15 protein-coding genes are annotated in these 15,196 nt (G+C 38.0%); 8 read left to right on the top strand and 7 right to left on the bottom strand.

Annotation, left to right across the window (positions count from 1 at the left end; genetic code table 11):
* Positions 1-72: 72 nt before the first annotated feature.
* From LQ227_RS11205 to LQ227_RS11180, 6 genes are all read left to right on the top strand, one after another.
* Positions 73-1,386 carry a pitrilysin family protein gene (locus tag LQ227_RS11205; protein ID WP_230149390.1) on the top strand — a complete coding sequence of 438 codons (1,314 nt, stop codon included), beginning with the start codon at positions 73-75 and terminating at the stop codon, positions 1,384-1,386.
* Between the two features lie 33 nt (positions 1,387-1,419).
* Positions 1,420-3,498 (top strand): pitrilysin family protein, encoded by a 2,079-nt coding sequence (locus LQ227_RS11200; RefSeq protein ID WP_230149388.1) that lies wholly within the window; start codon positions 1,420-1,422, stop codon positions 3,496-3,498.
* Positions 3,499-3,887: 389 nt separating this feature from the next.
* Entirely contained in the window at positions 3,888-4,256 is a 369-nt protein-coding gene (locus LQ227_RS11195; protein ID WP_230144442.1) for a cytochrome c, read from the top strand.
* Between the two features lie 58 nt (positions 4,257-4,314).
* Complete coding sequence (locus tag LQ227_RS11190) at positions 4,315-4,857, top strand: YceI family protein (protein ID WP_230149386.1); 543 nt, start codon at positions 4,315-4,317, stop codon at positions 4,855-4,857.
* Between the two features lie 6 nt (positions 4,858-4,863).
* Positions 4,864-5,811 carry a DUF5777 family beta-barrel protein gene (locus LQ227_RS11185; RefSeq protein ID WP_230144440.1) on the top strand — a complete coding sequence of 316 codons (948 nt, stop codon included), beginning with the start codon at positions 4,864-4,866 and terminating at the stop codon, positions 5,809-5,811.
* 33 nt (positions 5,812-5,844) lie between these two features.
* On the top strand, positions 5,845-6,297 hold the full coding sequence (locus LQ227_RS11180) for a ubiquinol-cytochrome c reductase iron-sulfur subunit (RefSeq protein WP_230144439.1): 453 nt from the start codon (positions 5,845-5,847) through the stop codon (positions 6,295-6,297).
* A gap of 60 nt (positions 6,298-6,357) precedes the next feature.
* Here LQ227_RS11180 and LQ227_RS11175 read toward each other — a convergent pair whose 3' ends face one another.
* From LQ227_RS11175 to LQ227_RS11165, 3 genes are read right to left on the bottom strand one after another with little or no spacing between them, the layout of a single operon-like run.
* On the bottom strand, positions 6,358-7,500 hold the full coding sequence (locus LQ227_RS11175) for an ABC transporter permease (protein WP_230144438.1): 1,143 nt from the start codon (positions 7,498-7,500) through the stop codon (positions 6,358-6,360).
* The gene (locus LQ227_RS11170; RefSeq protein WP_230144437.1) at positions 7,500-8,636 is read right to left on the bottom strand and encodes a glycosyltransferase; all 1,137 of its coding nucleotides are present in this window, start codon (positions 8,634-8,636) and stop codon (positions 7,500-7,502) included. The genes LQ227_RS11175 and LQ227_RS11170 overlap by 1 nt, the downstream gene beginning before the upstream one ends.
* A complete protein-coding gene (locus LQ227_RS11165) occupies positions 8,614-9,591 on the bottom strand; it encodes a lysylphosphatidylglycerol synthase domain-containing protein (protein ID WP_230144436.1) in 978 nt (325 codons plus the stop codon). Before LQ227_RS11165 ends, LQ227_RS11170 begins: the two co-directional genes overlap by 23 nt.
* 41 nt (positions 9,592-9,632) lie before the next feature.
* On the opposite strand from LQ227_RS11165, the gene ruvC reads away from it, so the two are divergent.
* The gene (gene ruvC, locus LQ227_RS11160) at positions 9,633-10,220 is read left to right on the top strand and encodes a crossover junction endodeoxyribonuclease RuvC (RefSeq protein ID WP_230144435.1); all 588 of its coding nucleotides are present in this window, start codon (positions 9,633-9,635) and stop codon (positions 10,218-10,220) included.
* 228 nt (positions 10,221-10,448) lie between these two features.
* Here the strand turns inward: ruvC and LQ227_RS11155 are convergent, their stop codons facing one another.
* The 3 genes from LQ227_RS11155 to LQ227_RS11145 all read right to left on the bottom strand — a co-directional run bounded on the left by LQ227_RS11155 (position 10,449) and on the right by LQ227_RS11145 (position 12,896).
* Positions 10,449-11,336 carry a DUF4349 domain-containing protein gene (locus tag LQ227_RS11155; protein WP_230144434.1) on the bottom strand — a complete coding sequence of 296 codons (888 nt, stop codon included), beginning with the start codon at positions 11,334-11,336 and terminating at the stop codon, positions 10,449-10,451.
* A 519-nt stretch (positions 11,337-11,855) separates the two neighbouring features.
* Positions 11,856-12,074, bottom strand: a complete 219-nt coding sequence (locus LQ227_RS11150) for a hypothetical protein (RefSeq protein WP_029278686.1) — start codon at positions 12,072-12,074, stop codon at positions 11,856-11,858.
* A 57-nt stretch (positions 12,075-12,131) separates the two neighbouring features.
* On the bottom strand, positions 12,132-12,896 hold the full coding sequence (locus tag LQ227_RS11145) for a 5'-nucleotidase, lipoprotein e(P4) family (RefSeq protein WP_230144433.1): 765 nt from the start codon (positions 12,894-12,896) through the stop codon (positions 12,132-12,134).
* A gap of 223 nt (positions 12,897-13,119) precedes the next feature.
* Between LQ227_RS11145 and LQ227_RS11140 the strand changes: the two genes are divergently transcribed.
* The gene (locus tag LQ227_RS11140; RefSeq protein WP_230144432.1) at positions 13,120-13,827 is read left to right on the top strand and encodes a hypothetical protein; all 708 of its coding nucleotides are present in this window, start codon (positions 13,120-13,122) and stop codon (positions 13,825-13,827) included.
* A gap of 58 nt (positions 13,828-13,885) precedes the next feature.
* Here the strand turns inward: LQ227_RS11140 and LQ227_RS11135 are convergent, their stop codons facing one another.
* Positions 13,886-15,013 carry an ATP-binding protein gene (locus tag LQ227_RS11135; protein ID WP_230144431.1) on the bottom strand — a complete coding sequence of 376 codons (1,128 nt, stop codon included), beginning with the start codon at positions 15,011-15,013 and terminating at the stop codon, positions 13,886-13,888.
* Positions 15,014-15,196 lie beyond the last annotated feature (183 nt).

Raw genomic sequence — 15,196 nt, 5'->3', positions numbered from 1 at the left:
AAATTAACTTATTAATGAAATAGTTGCTCGCTTTCGCCTTTGATTATTTCTAATCATTAAAACAAACTATCAATGAAAAAAAGAATTCTCTTTGCTTTGGCTATTTCCGGTCTGTGCTTAAGTGCTTCTGCGCAAAAAGTACAGTTTACGGAATTCGACCTTGACAATGGCCTCCACGTCATTCTACACCAAGACAAAACCGCTCCAGTAGTTGCCGTTTCGGTAATGTATCATGTTGGTTCTAAAGATGAAGAAACCCAGCGTACGGGTTTTGCTCATTTTTTCGAACACTTATTATTCGAAGGTTCGGATAATATCAAAAAAGGTGAATTTATGAAATTAGTGAGCAGTAACGGCGGGCAGAACAATGCCAATACTTCTCAAGACCGCACCTTTTATTATGAACTTTTTCCATCAAACCAATTAGAACTCGGTTTATGGTTAGAAAGTGAAAGAATGTTACACCCCGTAATTAACGAAGGTGGAGTAAAAACACAAAATGAGGTAGTAAAAGAAGAAAAACGTTTACGCATAGACAACTCTCCTTACGGAAAATTTACAGAGAAAATTTTCGCTCATTTGTTTGATGGGCACCCTTACCGTTGGCAGCCAATTGGTTCAATGGAGCACTTAGATGCTGCAAAATTGAGCGAGTTTATTGCTTTCTTTAAAAAATATTATGTTCCTAATAATGCGGTTTTAACAATTGCCGGCGATCTAGATATAGAGAAGACCAAAGCTTTAGTAAAATCATACTTTGCCGACGTACCTAAAGGTGCACCAATTGTTCGTCAAGAATACAAATTACCAGAAATTACCAAAGAAATTATCGATACGGCTTATGATGCCAACATTCAGATCCCGGCCATCTTTGCGGCTTACCGCGTACCAGGAATGAAGAGTAGAGAAAGCAAGGTTTTGGGTATGATCAGCTCTATTTTATCAGAAGGTGGAAGTTCGAGATTAAGTACTAAAATGGTCGATCAAAAGAAAACAGCCCTGCAGGTTGCTGCTTTTAACTATTCGCTTGAAGATTATGGCGCTTATATCACCTTAGCTTTACCCAATAAGAATACACCGCTTAACGATTTATTAAAAGATATTGATGAAGAAGTTTTACGTCTTCAAACCGATTTGATTAGCGAAAGTGATTATAAAAAACTGCAGAATAAATTCGAAAACAACTATGTAAGTGCAAACAGTAAAATGTTGGGTGTAGCCGAAAACCTTGCCGATGGTTATACTTTCCATGATAAGGATACAAATGATATCAACAAGGAATTAGAGGTAATCAGATCCATCACCCGTGAGGAGATCAGAGACGTTGCTAAAAAATACCTGAACAAAAACCAAAGAGTTGTATTGTATTACTTACCTAAGAAATAAGCTGATCGCTTTTTCATTTTAATTATTAAAAACATGAAGAAATTATTCATTATAGCTGCAGTTTCCTTATTGGCTCAAGGTATTTCAGCACAAACAATAAATCGAAGCCACAAACCAAAACCAGGTCCGGCACCCATTATTACCGTTGGCGATCCTGTGATTTATAAATTAGCGAATGGCATCACTGTTTTGGTGGTAGAAAACCACAAACTACCAAAAGTAGCAGCAAGCTATAGTATCGATGCAGGTCCCATTACTGAAGGTGCTAAAGCAGGCGTTGTAGGCTTGATGGGCAGTATGCTGAACGAGGGAACCACAACTAAAACAAAAGCACAATTTGACGAAGCGGTAGATCAGCTTGGCGCTGATGTAAGTGCAGGGGCATATGGTGGCTCTGCTTCTGCTTTAACCCGTTATTTTCCTGAGGCCTTTGCTTTAATGGCGGAGAGTATCCGTAAACCTGCTTTTCCTGCAGAATCTTTCGAAAAACTAAAATCGCAAACCATTACTGGATTAAAATCTAACGAAAAAAGTGCAAAAGCCATTTCAGCACGTGTGGTAAATGCATTGGCTTATGGCAAAAACCATCCTTATGGAGAGTTTGAAACGGAAGCTTCTATTACAGGCATTACTTTAAACGATGTAAAAGCGGCTTATAAGAAATACATTACCCCATCTAGAGGTTATTTAACTTTTGTGGGTGATATTAAACCAGGAGCAGCAAAAGCTTTGGCAGAGAAAGCCTTTGGCGATTGGAAAGGAACTGCCTTAACTTTACCAGTACTTACTAAAGTTGCTAATCCTGCCAAAACAGAAGTTGACATCATTAATGTTAGCAATGCTGTTCAATCTGAAATTACAGTTGTGAACTTAATCGACCTGCCAATGAGCAGCCCAGATTATTTCCCGATTTTATTGGCAAACCAGATTTTAGGTGGTGGCTCTGAATCGAGATTATTTGATAACCTCCGCGAGAAACATGGCTTTACTTATGGTGCATATTCAAGCACAGGCTCAGGCCGTTTCCAATCTAAATTTTCGGCCAATGCAGCAGTTAGAAACGAAAAAGTTGATAGTGCAGTGGTGGAATTTTTAAGAGAAATTAATACGATCCGCACTACAAAGGTAACTGCTGATGAATTACAGAACGCGAAGAATCTTTTCAACGGATCGTTTGCCTTGGGTTTAGAAAATCCGGCACGTACTGCAGGTTTTGCAAGCAATATCTTGATTAATAACTTACCAAAGGATTTTTACCGTACTTACTTACAAAAGATTAATGCCGTAACAACCGATGATATTTTAAGGGTAACCAAAAAATACTTTAACCACGATAATACTCGCATTGTTATTGTGGGTAAAACTGATGCGTTTGCGGCAGGCTTAACTAAGGCAGGTTTTAAAACACAGGTTTATGATAACTATGCGAATGCAGTTAAAGCAGCCGAAACTACTGCTGTACCAACAGCTGCTCCTGCAGAAATTATCAAGAACTACATTAAAGCCATTGGCGGTGAAGAAGCCATTAAAAAAATCACTTCATTACAGCAAAATGGTGAAATGGAAATGCAAGGTCAAAAGCTTACCGTTACCATGAAAAACATGGCGCCTAACTTAAGCAGCATGGAAATTTCTATGGGCGGCCAAACGGCAATGAAACAGGTTTACAATGGTAAAACAGGTTATGCGATGCAAATGGGCCAAAAAGCTGAATTAACTGGCGATGACCTGGCTGAAAAGAAAGATGATAAAGGTTATGGTAGTCAAGTGTACTACGCAACTGATGGAACTAAAATTGAAGCAGCCGGAACAGCGAAAGTAGGTACTGCTGACGCTTTTAAATTAAATATCACTTCGCCATCGGGCAAAAAGAAAACTGAATATTACGATACCAAATCGGGTTTACTTTTAAAAGATGAAAGTACCACGACCAAAGGTGGGGCTGAAATTAGCCAGTCTACAGAATATTCAAACTACAAGAAAATTGGCGATGTATTATTTCCATTTACCTTAACTCAATCGGTGGCAACCCCACAAGGTGCTCAGGAGTTTTCAGTCGTAATTAAAGAAATTAAAATTAATCCTCCATTAAAAGCCGAAGATTTTAATTAGGTTTTAGATACAATTTATCTCGAAAGCCGTCCCGATTTAAAAATCGGGACGGCTTTTTTTTTTGTTTTTTTTATTGCAGGCAACCAATTGTAAAAAGTGCACGTAACGATTAAGATTTCAATAGAAATTATTTAAAAACCCATGGTTATTACAAAAACAGCGATAGTTTTCAAATAAACAAAACATAAATCTTAAAAAATTCGGATATGGCTGCAAAAAAACAAGTTATCGCAATTTTATTTGCTGTATTTCTGATCATGTTATGCCTATCGGTAAAAGCAAAAAACAATTCGGCCATCCCTGCAAAAAAATCCATTACCCTGTACCATAATCGAATATGAGGATATAAATATGAATCTACCACCAATTTTAATCTTAACTAAATACCTATGAAAAAACAAAATTCAATCTTTTTATTAGCCGCAATTACAGCCATGCTTTTTGCCTGCTCTAAAAAACAAGCAGAAGAATTAAAGCCCGAAACACCAACACCCAATGGCCCTACGCCTGTAACCACTGCGAATGTAACCTACACAAATTTTGCCGGGGCATTGTTTCAAACCAAATGTAACAGCTGCCATGGCCCTAATGGGGGAATGAAAGGGGTATGGGCACTGAATGGTTTAGCCTCTATAAAAAATGATGCACGTGTAGCTAATTCTGTTCTGGTTACCAAAACAATGCCAAGAGGTGGATCGATAACCACCAGCGAAAGGGAATTATTACAATCCTGGGTTGATAAAGGCATGCCAGAATAATAAGCAAGGATTAACGCTAATCAAGATGGTTCCATTAAAAATTTAAACAGATACACCGATGCAAAAACTACTTTTCACCTTAATAACCTTGTTATTATGCACAGGCATAAAAGCGCAGATATGGGTAAGTAAAAATGTAACTTCTTCATTTTTCTCTTCAACACCTGTTGAAGATATAGATGCGTTGAGCAAAACAGGCGCTTCGGCCCTCAATGTCAAAACCAACGATATCATTTTCAAAATCAACAATACTTCTTTTCAGTTTAAGAAAAAGTTGATGCAGGAACATTTTAACGAAAACTATATTGAAAGCGACAAATACCCAACTTCAGATTTTAAAGGAAAAATTATAGAACAGATTGATTTTTCGAAACCAGGCACTTATCCAATTACCATAAAAGGGAACCTACAGATCCATGGGGTTACCAAAGAATATCAGGTTAAAGGTTCGCTGGTTATCACAGCTGACGAGGTAAAGGCTACTTCGGCTTTTAATGTAAAACTTGCCGATCATGCCATCAAAATCCCAACAATTGTTTTCAAACAAATTGCCGAAACCATACAGGTAAAAATGACGGCTACTTATCAACCTAAAAAATAAAACCTTATGAAATATCATCTAAAATCACTTTTATACTTGTTTGCCCTTTGTTTACCAATAGTTGCTTCTGCACAGGATTCGCTCGAAAATGCATTGCAGATGCCTGTAGAAAAAAAAAATGTAAAGGCCACATTTAAAGCAACCAAACTCATTAACATCCAAACCAATGAAACCATTTACAAAAATGAGATGGATTTCAGGGTAGATCACCGGTTTGGAGACATTGCCGGATCAGGGGGCGGGATTAAAAACTTTTTCGGTCTGGATCAATCTACCGACATCCGCATTGGTTTTGAATATGGAATCAGCGATAAACTTTCTGTAGGCTTAGCCAGGGCAAAAGGCGCCGGAATTGTAACACAATTGTACGAAGGAAACTTAAAATATCGGTTACTGGAACAAACAGATGATGAAAAAGTACCCGTAGCGGTAACCTTGTTTGGCAGTACAACCATTGCAGCCGTAAAAGCTTCAACTGATCCGACAGCGGTGAATGCTTACAGCAAATTTCAAGATCGTTTGACCTATGTGGTGCAAGCTGTAATTGCCCGTAAATTTAATTCGAACTTCTCAATGCTGGTCATGCCGTCGTATATACACCGCAACTTTACTGTTTTCGGAGATCAGAACGATATGCTTGCACTGTCGGTTGGTGGGCGTATTAAGATCACTAAACGGATGGCTTTTGTTGCCGATTATACCATTCCATTCAGAGATAAAGATAAAAAAGCCTACCTCGAAAACACCTTGGGAACGCAATATTACAAGACACTTGGTGCCGGACTTGAGTTTGAAACTGGCGGTCATATTTTCCACCTTAATTTCACCAATGCCACGGCCATACAGGAATCGCAATTTATTACCGATACCAATACTTCTTGGCTTAAGGGACAATACCGTTGGGGTTTTAGTATTGCCCGAAGGTTCTCTTTCGATAAGAAGAAAGCAAAGTAGATCAAATTCAACCAAATAAAAACTTAAACAATTATGGAACGTAACGAATTTATCAAATCATTGGGGCTGGGTGTTGCCATGGTTTGTACCGGAGCTTGCTTTTCTGCCTGTGGTAAAAAAAGTGATGCACCAGAACCCGACAAACCAAAGGGCGGTGGTGTTCCTTCGGGTACTACCGCAAGTGTAGATCTAAGTACGCAATTACTAGCTGTTGGTGCATCCATTACTGTAAACAGCATATTGTTTATCCGTACCGCAACAGGGAATGCCAGCACCTCATTTGTGGCGACACAGGCAGCTTGCCCACACCAGGGCGGTGCATTGAGTTTTATCCAGGCCAGCAATTATATTCAATGTGGCTTACATAGTTCGAGATATACCACTTCGGGTAGCATTTTGGCCCAACCAAATGATGGTGGCACCACGAGTGCGCTAAAAGTTTATCCGCTTACTGTTTCAGGAAACACACTGACTGCTACAGCCTAAGTTTTTGTTTTTAAGGGTAAAGCAGTATCGTAATTGGTACTGCTTTTTTTATGATATTGATTAAACAGTTACATTTTGTCCTTTTACATCAAAGGCATCGCGTAAGCCTATAGCCAGTACATTAAAGGCATAAACAGTAAACATAATGGCTAAACCGGGCAAAACAGCTAAGTAGGCTGCATCCATAATAATATAACCATAATGTTCCTTAATCATGCTTCCCCAGCTTGGCATAGGTGGCTGAGCGCCAAAGCCTAAAAAGCTTAAGCCTGTTTCCAGCAATATGGCTGAGGCAAAATTTGATGAGGCAACAACTAAAATTGGTCCCGCGATGTTTGGTAGTATATGTTTGATAATGGTTCTGCTCGTGCTAAAGCCCAAGGCCCTTGCGGCCTCTACAAATTCGACTTCTTTTAAAGCCATTACCTGCCCGCGTACCAACCTTGCTACATCGACCCAGGTTGATAAGCCTACCGCAATAAAAATCTGCCAAAAACCCTTGCCTAAAGCGAATGATATGGCGATTACCAACAGTAACGAGGGCAGTGACCAAACTACGTTCATAAACCAACTGATGGCTGCGTCTACGCGACCACCAAAATAGCCAGCAATGGCTCCTAAACTCACGCCAATAAAAAGAGAGATAAGCACGGCCATTAAACCTACAGATAACGAAACTCTGATACCTAAAATCAACCGGCTTAATAAATCACGTCCGTAAATATCTGTACCTAAAATATAAGTCTTTTTATAAATGTTATTTTTTTCGAAAAGCGCCTGCGGGCTCCCTATTTTGGAGAGTACTACGCAAGAAGGGCACAAATCCTTAAGTTCATACTTCGTTTCCTTGGCTTTTTCATCATCACCAATATATTCCTGTACAAAAACATTTTTACCTTTTATCTTGTAAGAAGTAATCGGGATACTTTTAAAAGTTGGTGTTTGCCCGTTTAACATTCTTTCGAAAAAGTTAAGCTTTTCTACTTTCGGGCTCCTACTGATAATTAAAAACGTAAATGTACTTCCGGGTTTCTTTTTGTTTAACTGGAGAATCTGAACGTTCGCATTTGGAGAATCATCAGGCATAATTAAGTAGCCCAAAATACCCATTACCATCAAAAGTAAAATAAAGACCAATCCGCCGAAGGCAAATTTATTCCGTTTAAACTTTAACCATACTTTTTTTGATGGGCTATTATCCATTATCTAACCATTCTGCCTTTCCAATTGTATTTTCCGCTGTTTCCAGCAATGCCGATGTACACCATATAAAGCACATGCAGCACATTTAAAACCGGGATTAAAATGAGTAAACTGCGCCTTTTTGCAAAGCCCGTTACATCCCATAAAAATAAGGTTTCTAAAATCATTTTAACCAATAGTTGATAAAATGTAATGGTCAAAAAACCCGGAATAAAAAGCCCGGTGATAAAGTTTGCCAGAATAGTGAGGTTAAAGATCCAAATCAGAACCCCTAACACGATAATAGCCTTATTTTTATAACGGGTACTTTTAGAAGCCCAACGTTTGCGTTGCTGAATAAATGCGCCCAAGGTTTCTTTTGCATGTGTATACACAATGGCTTCTCTATTTTTGAGAAAACCGATCTGATCAGGATACTTGGCAGCAATTTTATGCAACAGTAGCTCATCATCACCTGAAGCCAGGTCATCTATGCCCTGAAAGCCACCAACTTCATAAAAGGTTGTTTTCGCGTAAGCTAAATTTGCTCCGTTACAGGTAGAGGGTTCCTTATTGCCAATAGTAGAGGCCCCCAAGCCGATCAGGTATAGAAACTCTAACGACTGCAGACGCTCAAAGAAACTTTTCTCCTGAAAATAGGCTACCGGAGAGGAGATCATTTTATAATTTTTCTGCTCATATAGGTTTACAATGGTAGCCAGCCAATCTGCGCCCATCCTGCAATCGGCATCAGTAGTGATAATCAGATCGCCAGAACAAGTCCCTATTGCAGTTTGTATAGCCTTTTTTTTGTATGAATTCAGGGCCCTATCTTCATTCAGCTTAATCAGTTTCACATTCCGGTCTGCATAACTTAACACAATTTCTGCCGTACGATCGGTAGAATGGTCATCGATAATAATAATTTCGGTTAAAACCTTAGGGTATCGCTGTGCAACCAGGTCATCAATGGTTTTAGTGATATTGGCTTCCTCATCCCTTGCGGCAACAATGATAGAAACTTTGGTTTGAGGATCGGACTTTTGTGGAGTAAAATAAACCAGGTTATGCCATCCTCTGATAAAATTAAGGACCAAAAAACCATAGATTAAGGTTAAAGCAGCAGATACTAGACTAATTAGATTTAAGATTTCCAAAAAAATTGAGTTTAAAAACGAAATAAGTGCCTAAGATAGCAGGAATTATAATATTTATGAGCCAAATACTTGCAGTACATGCAATAACGGCCACATGCTGATCAGTTACGTGTTTAAATAATTCAACAGCGGTAACACTCCTGATACCCACATCAAAAAGATCAAGTGACGGTAATGCCGATTGTACCAAAAAGAGCAAACAGGTCATCATGATGATATCTGCATAATGCAAACCCGGCACCAACCATACAAACAAGATGAAGTATTGTGAGCTAAACACCAAATAGCGAACAAAACAATAAGTGATGATTTTGAATAGTTCCCTTTTTCGATACCTCGCTAAAATGCTGTAAAATTTCTTGTATTTCCTGGTAAGTTTAAAGGATAGCAAAATGCCGTTTAACCATCGGATGTTAAAGTAGAAGATCAGGAAAAACAGGCAGAAAAATACCGCGAGAAATACCATGGCGATAAAAAGTACACGGTCGATCGGAATAAAACGATAAACAAAAAAACAGGCGGCTATGGCTCCAAAAACATTCGTTAATACCAGTTGACCGATGCTGCCCACACTCATGGCAACTATGCCTACAATCCTTCTTTTAGGTGACAGGAAAAATACCCTTCCTCCATACTCTCCTAGCCTGTTGGGTGTAAAAATGGCCAGTGTTAATCCGCAAAATACCGATTCGATAGCGCGATAAAAACTGATAGACTCGATGTGGCTCATGAGGTATTTCCATTTTCCCGCCTCCAAAAACCAATTCACAAACATCAATAACACCACGATACCAATTACCGTAATAATTTCTGTTTGAGGGATATTTTTTAATAATGCACTGAAATCGTGCAGATTTTTATTCGCAACGAGCTTATGGTAAATAAACCAAAAAGCAAATATTACGATTGCAGCTTTGATGAAGATTGATAATATTTTTTTGTTCCTGCCTGTCAAGATTATCTTTTTAGTTTGCAAATATGCTTAATATTGCTGTAATGTTGAACGAAAAAAAGGAACGGGTTATTATGGGCATTGATCCAGGCACAGCGGTGATGGGTTATGGCGTAATTTTAGAGAAGGGAAATAAAACAGAACTGATCAGTTTAGGGGTGGTAAAGATGACCCATTTGGATGATCCTTTTCTTAAGCTTCAGCGGATATTCGAAAAAACAGTGGTTTTGATCGATCAGTATAAGCCAGATGTCCTCGCCATCGAAGCACCATTTTATGGTAAAAACATTCAGGTATTATTAAAACTCGGCCGCGCGCAGGGCATTGCCATTGCAGCTGCACTCTCCAGAAATATCTCGGTAACCGAATATTCTCCACGTAAGATCAAACAATCCATTACCGGCAGCGGAAATGCTACTAAAGAGCAAGTGGCAGCCATGTTGCAACGCTTGTTAAATTTTAAAGAAACGCCAGAGTTTTTAGATGCTACCGATGGGTTAGCAGTAGCCGTTTGCCATTCTTTTCAAAAAATTACCTCTGGTGGAAAATCCAAAACCTATTCAGGTTGGGAATCTTTTGTAAGTGATAACAAAACCAAGGTTAAAGGTTTAGTGGTTAAAGCAAAGAAATAAATATCGGTTGGTGAATCACCAACCGAAGGAGAGCGAATGACGATGATAGGTCACGAGGTATCGTCATTCCCAACTTGATTGGGAACCACGGAGTGCTCATGAATGCCTCTGAAAAAAAGAAAACTTATGAATAATCCTAATGCTATAAACTTTAAGATTCCCGCCTGCGCGGGAATGACGGTCGATTATTTAATCTGTCATTGGTAGCGTAGTTGAAGGAATAGATTCTTACTGCCTAGCCTGATCAATCATATTTTTAGTCGCTTCAGCCATTGCCAGTTTATTCTTGCGGACAAAATATTTGATAGTGAAGAAGATTGCGATACCGACCAATATCAACATCCATAAATTGGAAATTGCGATGATGATTTCTTTAAAAATGGTCCAACCATTTACAATACCCAACCAAAGTCTGTTGATAAATGCCGGGCGGTAATCGTACAGATTGTCATTGGCAACAATCATCGTTTTAACGGTATTATCCTGATAAAAATTAAGAGTAATGGTACTGAATTTTACACGGCTATCGATTTGCATATTCTCAATTCTCTTGTCAACATAATCGTCTTTGATGTAAAGAGAAGATTCTACATTGGCACTTTTCTTCGAGGCTACTTTATTGATTTTTTCAATCGCATCGACCCGATTCTGTGCTTTCAGCTTATTGGATAAATAGGCGATACTCTGATCGTCCATCTTCATCGATTGGTTATCCACAAAAACCGCCATTTTTGCAATGGTATTGGTAAATTCATCCAGTTTCTCAGACGGAACTTTTGCCACCAAATAACCTTGTGTACGATAGGAAGTAATTTCTTTTAACGAATCAGTAGATTGCTTAACCTTATCGGTTTCCTGGATGGAACTTTCAATAGAAAACTCAGCCACCGTACCCCCTTCGGCTTTAATGGCTTTACTGAGCTGTTCTTTGGTGTTTTGAACATCTTTCACACGAAACCGCATATCAGCAGTTTTAATAATTTTTTCGGCGGGCAACTCTACTGTAGCAGTAGTATCTGCCATACTTTCTTTGTCAGTACGGGCGTAATCTTTTTTTTCGGCGTTACAGCCAAATAGGGCCAAAATTATGGCTATAGCAATAATATTCCTTTTCATGATTGTGTGTTTTTAAATAAATAATCATTTTAAATATTTGCTTCAAATGGCCATAAGAAGTGCAGCGTTTTGGTTAGCTTTTAACGCTGTGTTTCCCTTAATACAGTAATCGTATTTAGGTAACCCAATGTTGAGCTTGGAGTAGTGAGAAGGGGGTTTGGAGGTTTTTTTTTGGTTATTATAAACCTCGCAGGTTTTGAAAGCTTGCGAGGTTTGCCTAGCGTCTTTAATGGGTGTCTTTTTTGAAAAGCAGGTTACTGTGTACATCGGTTCCGAAAGCCCTGCCATCCGCTTTACCGCTCTGCGTTCGGTGCCCGCTCCTGTCAGGTTTAAATTACTTAGGCAGACCTTTCTATCCTAAACCCGACAGTCGCGATAGTCCCTGATTCTTCATCAGGGTATTATTTTAATGGCCTCAATGAGGCTGCAAGATTTAAAATCTGATGGATTTGTGCCTATAAACAAAAAAGCCGATCATGAATAAACATGACCGGCTTTTATATCTTGATCGCAATTGGCTTATGCGTCTAATATTTTGAATACACCTTTAATGGCAATAATTGCACCGATGAATAAAACAATCCAGGATGCTAAAGATACTTGCCACGAATCATAAGCGAAACGTGCGTAAGTACCCACCATGCAAACCAGTACACCAAAAATCATTAATTTATAAATTCCTGGCTGGTTAGCCGTTTTCATACTTTCTGTATTGTGCTTTAATTCGTTGTTCTCCATAATGTTTATTTTTATGATGCTGCAAAAGTAATACTTATTGCTGAATAATTATAAAACTTAGTAACTTTTTAATCGTTCTAATCTTTGTTTCGCTTTATCTTTATCACTAAGTTTTTCTCCCTGATACAAAGGCTTTTCCCAATCTCCGTACATTGGGTTTGGCAACACGATATACTTTGTACCAAATAGGTGCTGATTTGTGTTTACCTGTTCAAAGGTATTTTTATTTTCACGATAAAAAATATTGCTAAAATCGCTTAAATTATCGCCACACAACAAGAGAATGTTATGCGTTTCAGTAATTTTTTGGCGGCGCGGTTCTTTATTTGATGTTCCTTTCGAAACTACTAAATGCGCATCATCTGCATACGGAAAGCCAAAGCTTTTAAGATTTTTCAATGTTGCGGTATAATCCTTTTCATCGCGGTTGCTCACATAAAATATTTCGATATGCTTTAATGCAGCAAACTTTAAAAAAGCCAAAGCCCCCGGAACAGTGTCAGCTTTAGCCAGGTTTGTCCATTCGGTCCAGTCTGCAGGTACGTAACTCAGTCCTTTCTTAATTTCATGTCCCTGAAAAGCCGAGTTGTCCAAAACCGTCTCGTCTATATCAACAACCACACAATTTGGCTTTTTGCTGGTATCGGCCCATAATGCTTCTTTTAATGATAAACGGGCAAAGTTATAAGCCTGAAAGCATAACGCCCTGTACTCGCCTGAAGTTTGCTGCCAAAGCACTGCATTGGTATAATCACGGGCAGGATTTTGGGCCTTTGTAAAAAACGGAAAAGCAGACAAGATGATGAAGATGTATTTTTTCATTGTTGATATTATACCGCAAAGATATTAAAAGACTATCATTAACCAGGCCTGAACGCTTGTAAAACAGTTCTTATATAATTTGCATAGAAATACTTCAATACAATACACCTAAGTAAGAGATAGACTACGGAGCAACCGCAATAATCAGAATAATTTCTACCAATTAAGATTTTAGTTATAAAAATAACTATTTTTGGGCACACACAAATAAAATCAATTTATTATGAAATCTAAAAGCCTACTAGGGATAGCTATTGCCCTATTTTTCTTTGCGGCCTGCAAGAAAGATGACCCGATTATTAAACCTCCGGTAGTTATCGAAAAAGAAGACCCTTTAGAATATGCTCATGACAGTATATCTTACAGTATCGATGGGATCACTTATAAACTATCTAAATATTCCAGTTTCTACAGTGCCAGTAATAGACAACCGTATTCAAAAGTAGATTCAATTGTCGACAACGGTTATTATATATCTGGTATTAAAGATTCTGTTTTATACTCAAGGAAATATGGAATGTATAATGATGAGCAAAAAGTGGACGTAATATTTATTAAAACTTATAACAAAGCATCGATGTTGCAGTCACTAATTTTAAGGCCAAAAGATATTATGGATTTATTTACAGTGGGGCAGAGAAATTATGCGCTGGATTATGGTAGAGATAATATACAAAATGGGGTTGCGATAAGCATCTCTGATGGATTTAAAACATATGGTTCAGATTCATTTAGAACACCACCACAATTAAGCGCTGATGCTCAAAATAATTCAAAATTTGAAATCACAAGTTTAAAGAAATTAAAGTCTGGCACATCTATTTTAGAAGCTAAATTTAATGCAACGGTTTACAACGAAAAGAACGTGAGCAAAAAATTAGAAAATGGATATTTGAGATTAGTTATGAGTAAATATGACTCAATCTTATAAATAAGTAAGATGCCCATTCCAATTTAAGAATGGGTATCTTAGTTTTATCAACAAACGATTAACCATTCAAAAAACTTCCTCTTTCGCCTTTTGATAAAGCCAGTGTTTCCGCTTCAGGATAAGCCTGGGTAAAAGTTACAGGGATTTTATTTTTACCTCTTTCATTCCATTTAAATTCTACAGCGAGAAGCCTCGTATCCGTTTTTTCGATATAATCGATTTCCTGTTGTTGAGTTGTACGCCAGAAAAAGCATTCAGCTTCCATTTGATGCTGATGCAAAAACTTCATCCGCTCGGCAATCATATAATTTTCAAACAATGCACCTACATCGTTTCTGTTGGCAATGGGATTAAAATTCCTTGTAATGGCGTTTACAATCCCGGTATCGTAGAAATAAATCTTTTTATTCTTTTTTATTTCGTTGCGCACGTTACCCGAAAATGCTGGCAGCGTAAAAACTACAAAAGATTTTTCGAGCAGACTGATATATTTATCAACTGTTTTCTGGTCGGCTTTTACCAATTGTGCTAGTTCAGAAAAATTCACTTCGCTTCCAATCTGTAAAGCCAAAGCCTTTACAATTTTCTCAAACAACAGTGGCTTCTTCACCTCCTCGAGTGCAAATAAATCCTTATACAGGTAGCTATCGGAAAGTAATTTTAAATGCTCTTCGGCATGCTGTGGATCGTTAATAATTTCAGGATAAGAACCATAAATTAAACGTTGCTCCAGCGATCTTTCTTCGGAAATGAAATCGGTATCATTTACCAGTTCGGCATACGAAAAAGGCAAAAGCATCATTTCATATTTCCGGCCAGTTAAGGGTTCGTTAATCTTACCCGATAGTTCAAAAGCCGACGAACCTGTAGCAATTACTTGAACATTTTTAAATCGATCTACAATGATTTTAATCAATAATCCAACATCACTTATCCGTTGAGCTTCATCAATAAATAGAACTTCATAATTACCAAGCATTTGGCCAATCTGTATAGCATTCGGTTTAGCTAAAGTTTCCCTCACATCAGCATCATCTCCATTCAGGTACAATGTCCTTTTATCCACTTTGGCTAACAGCTGTTCTACAAAAGTAGTTTTACCTGTTTGCCTTGGGCCAAAAACGATGAAAGCTTTCCCTTTAAAGAGCCTTGCCAAAGCATAATCCAACTGTTTCCTAATAATCATAACAAAAAATTACTACACAAAAGTATAATAATTTTGGATTACAATCCATAAAAAGTATAATAATTTTGGATTGAAATCCATAAAAAATATAATAATTTTGGATTACATACTATATTAATATTAAAAAAGCCCATTTCAGTTAAGAAATGGGCTTTATATTTTTCGGACTCGGGACTAAAAACG

This window comes from Pedobacter sp. Bi27, assembly GCF_918698255.1.
GTDB lineage: Bacteria > Bacteroidota > Bacteroidia > Sphingobacteriales > Sphingobacteriaceae > Pedobacter.
Note: the sequence above shows the minus strand (reverse complement) of the source record. Positions and strands in the feature narration are given on the sequence as shown.

Bases quoted from the DNA above. Each gene is read 5' to 3' on its own strand.
- LQ227_RS11155 (WP_230144434.1), bottom strand. From the start codon at position 11,336: ATGAAAAGGAATATTATTGCTATAGCCATAATTTTGGCCCTATTTGGC.
- ruvC (WP_230144435.1), top strand. From the start codon at position 9,633: ATGTTGAACGAAAAAAAGGAACGGGTTATTATGGGCATTGATCCAGGC.
- LQ227_RS11145 (WP_230144433.1), bottom strand. From the start codon at position 12,896: ATGAAAAAATACATCTTCATCATCTTGTCTGCTTTTCCGTTTTTTACA.
- LQ227_RS11185 (WP_230144440.1), top strand. From the start codon at position 4,864: ATGAAATATCATCTAAAATCACTTTTATACTTGTTTGCCCTTTGTTTA.
- LQ227_RS11135 (WP_230144431.1), bottom strand. From the start codon at position 15,013: ATGATTATTAGGAAACAGTTGGATTATGCTTTGGCAAGGCTCTTTAAA.
- LQ227_RS11150 (WP_029278686.1), bottom strand. From the start codon at position 12,074: ATGGAGAACAACGAATTAAAGCACAATACAGAAAGTATGAAAACGGCT.
- LQ227_RS11200 (WP_230149388.1), top strand. From the start codon at position 1,420: ATGAAGAAATTATTCATTATAGCTGCAGTTTCCTTATTGGCTCAAGGT.
- LQ227_RS11140 (WP_230144432.1), top strand. From the start codon at position 13,120: ATGAAATCTAAAAGCCTACTAGGGATAGCTATTGCCCTATTTTTCTTT.
- LQ227_RS11180 (WP_230144439.1), top strand. From the start codon at position 5,845: ATGGAACGTAACGAATTTATCAAATCATTGGGGCTGGGTGTTGCCATG.
- LQ227_RS11195 (WP_230144442.1), top strand. From the start codon at position 3,888: ATGAAAAAACAAAATTCAATCTTTTTATTAGCCGCAATTACAGCCATG.
- LQ227_RS11190 (WP_230149386.1), top strand. From the start codon at position 4,315: ATGCAAAAACTACTTTTCACCTTAATAACCTTGTTATTATGCACAGGC.
- LQ227_RS11175 (WP_230144438.1), bottom strand. From the start codon at position 7,500: ATGGATAATAGCCCATCAAAAAAAGTATGGTTAAAGTTTAAACGGAAT.
- LQ227_RS11205 (WP_230149390.1), top strand. From the start codon at position 73: ATGAAAAAAAGAATTCTCTTTGCTTTGGCTATTTCCGGTCTGTGCTTA.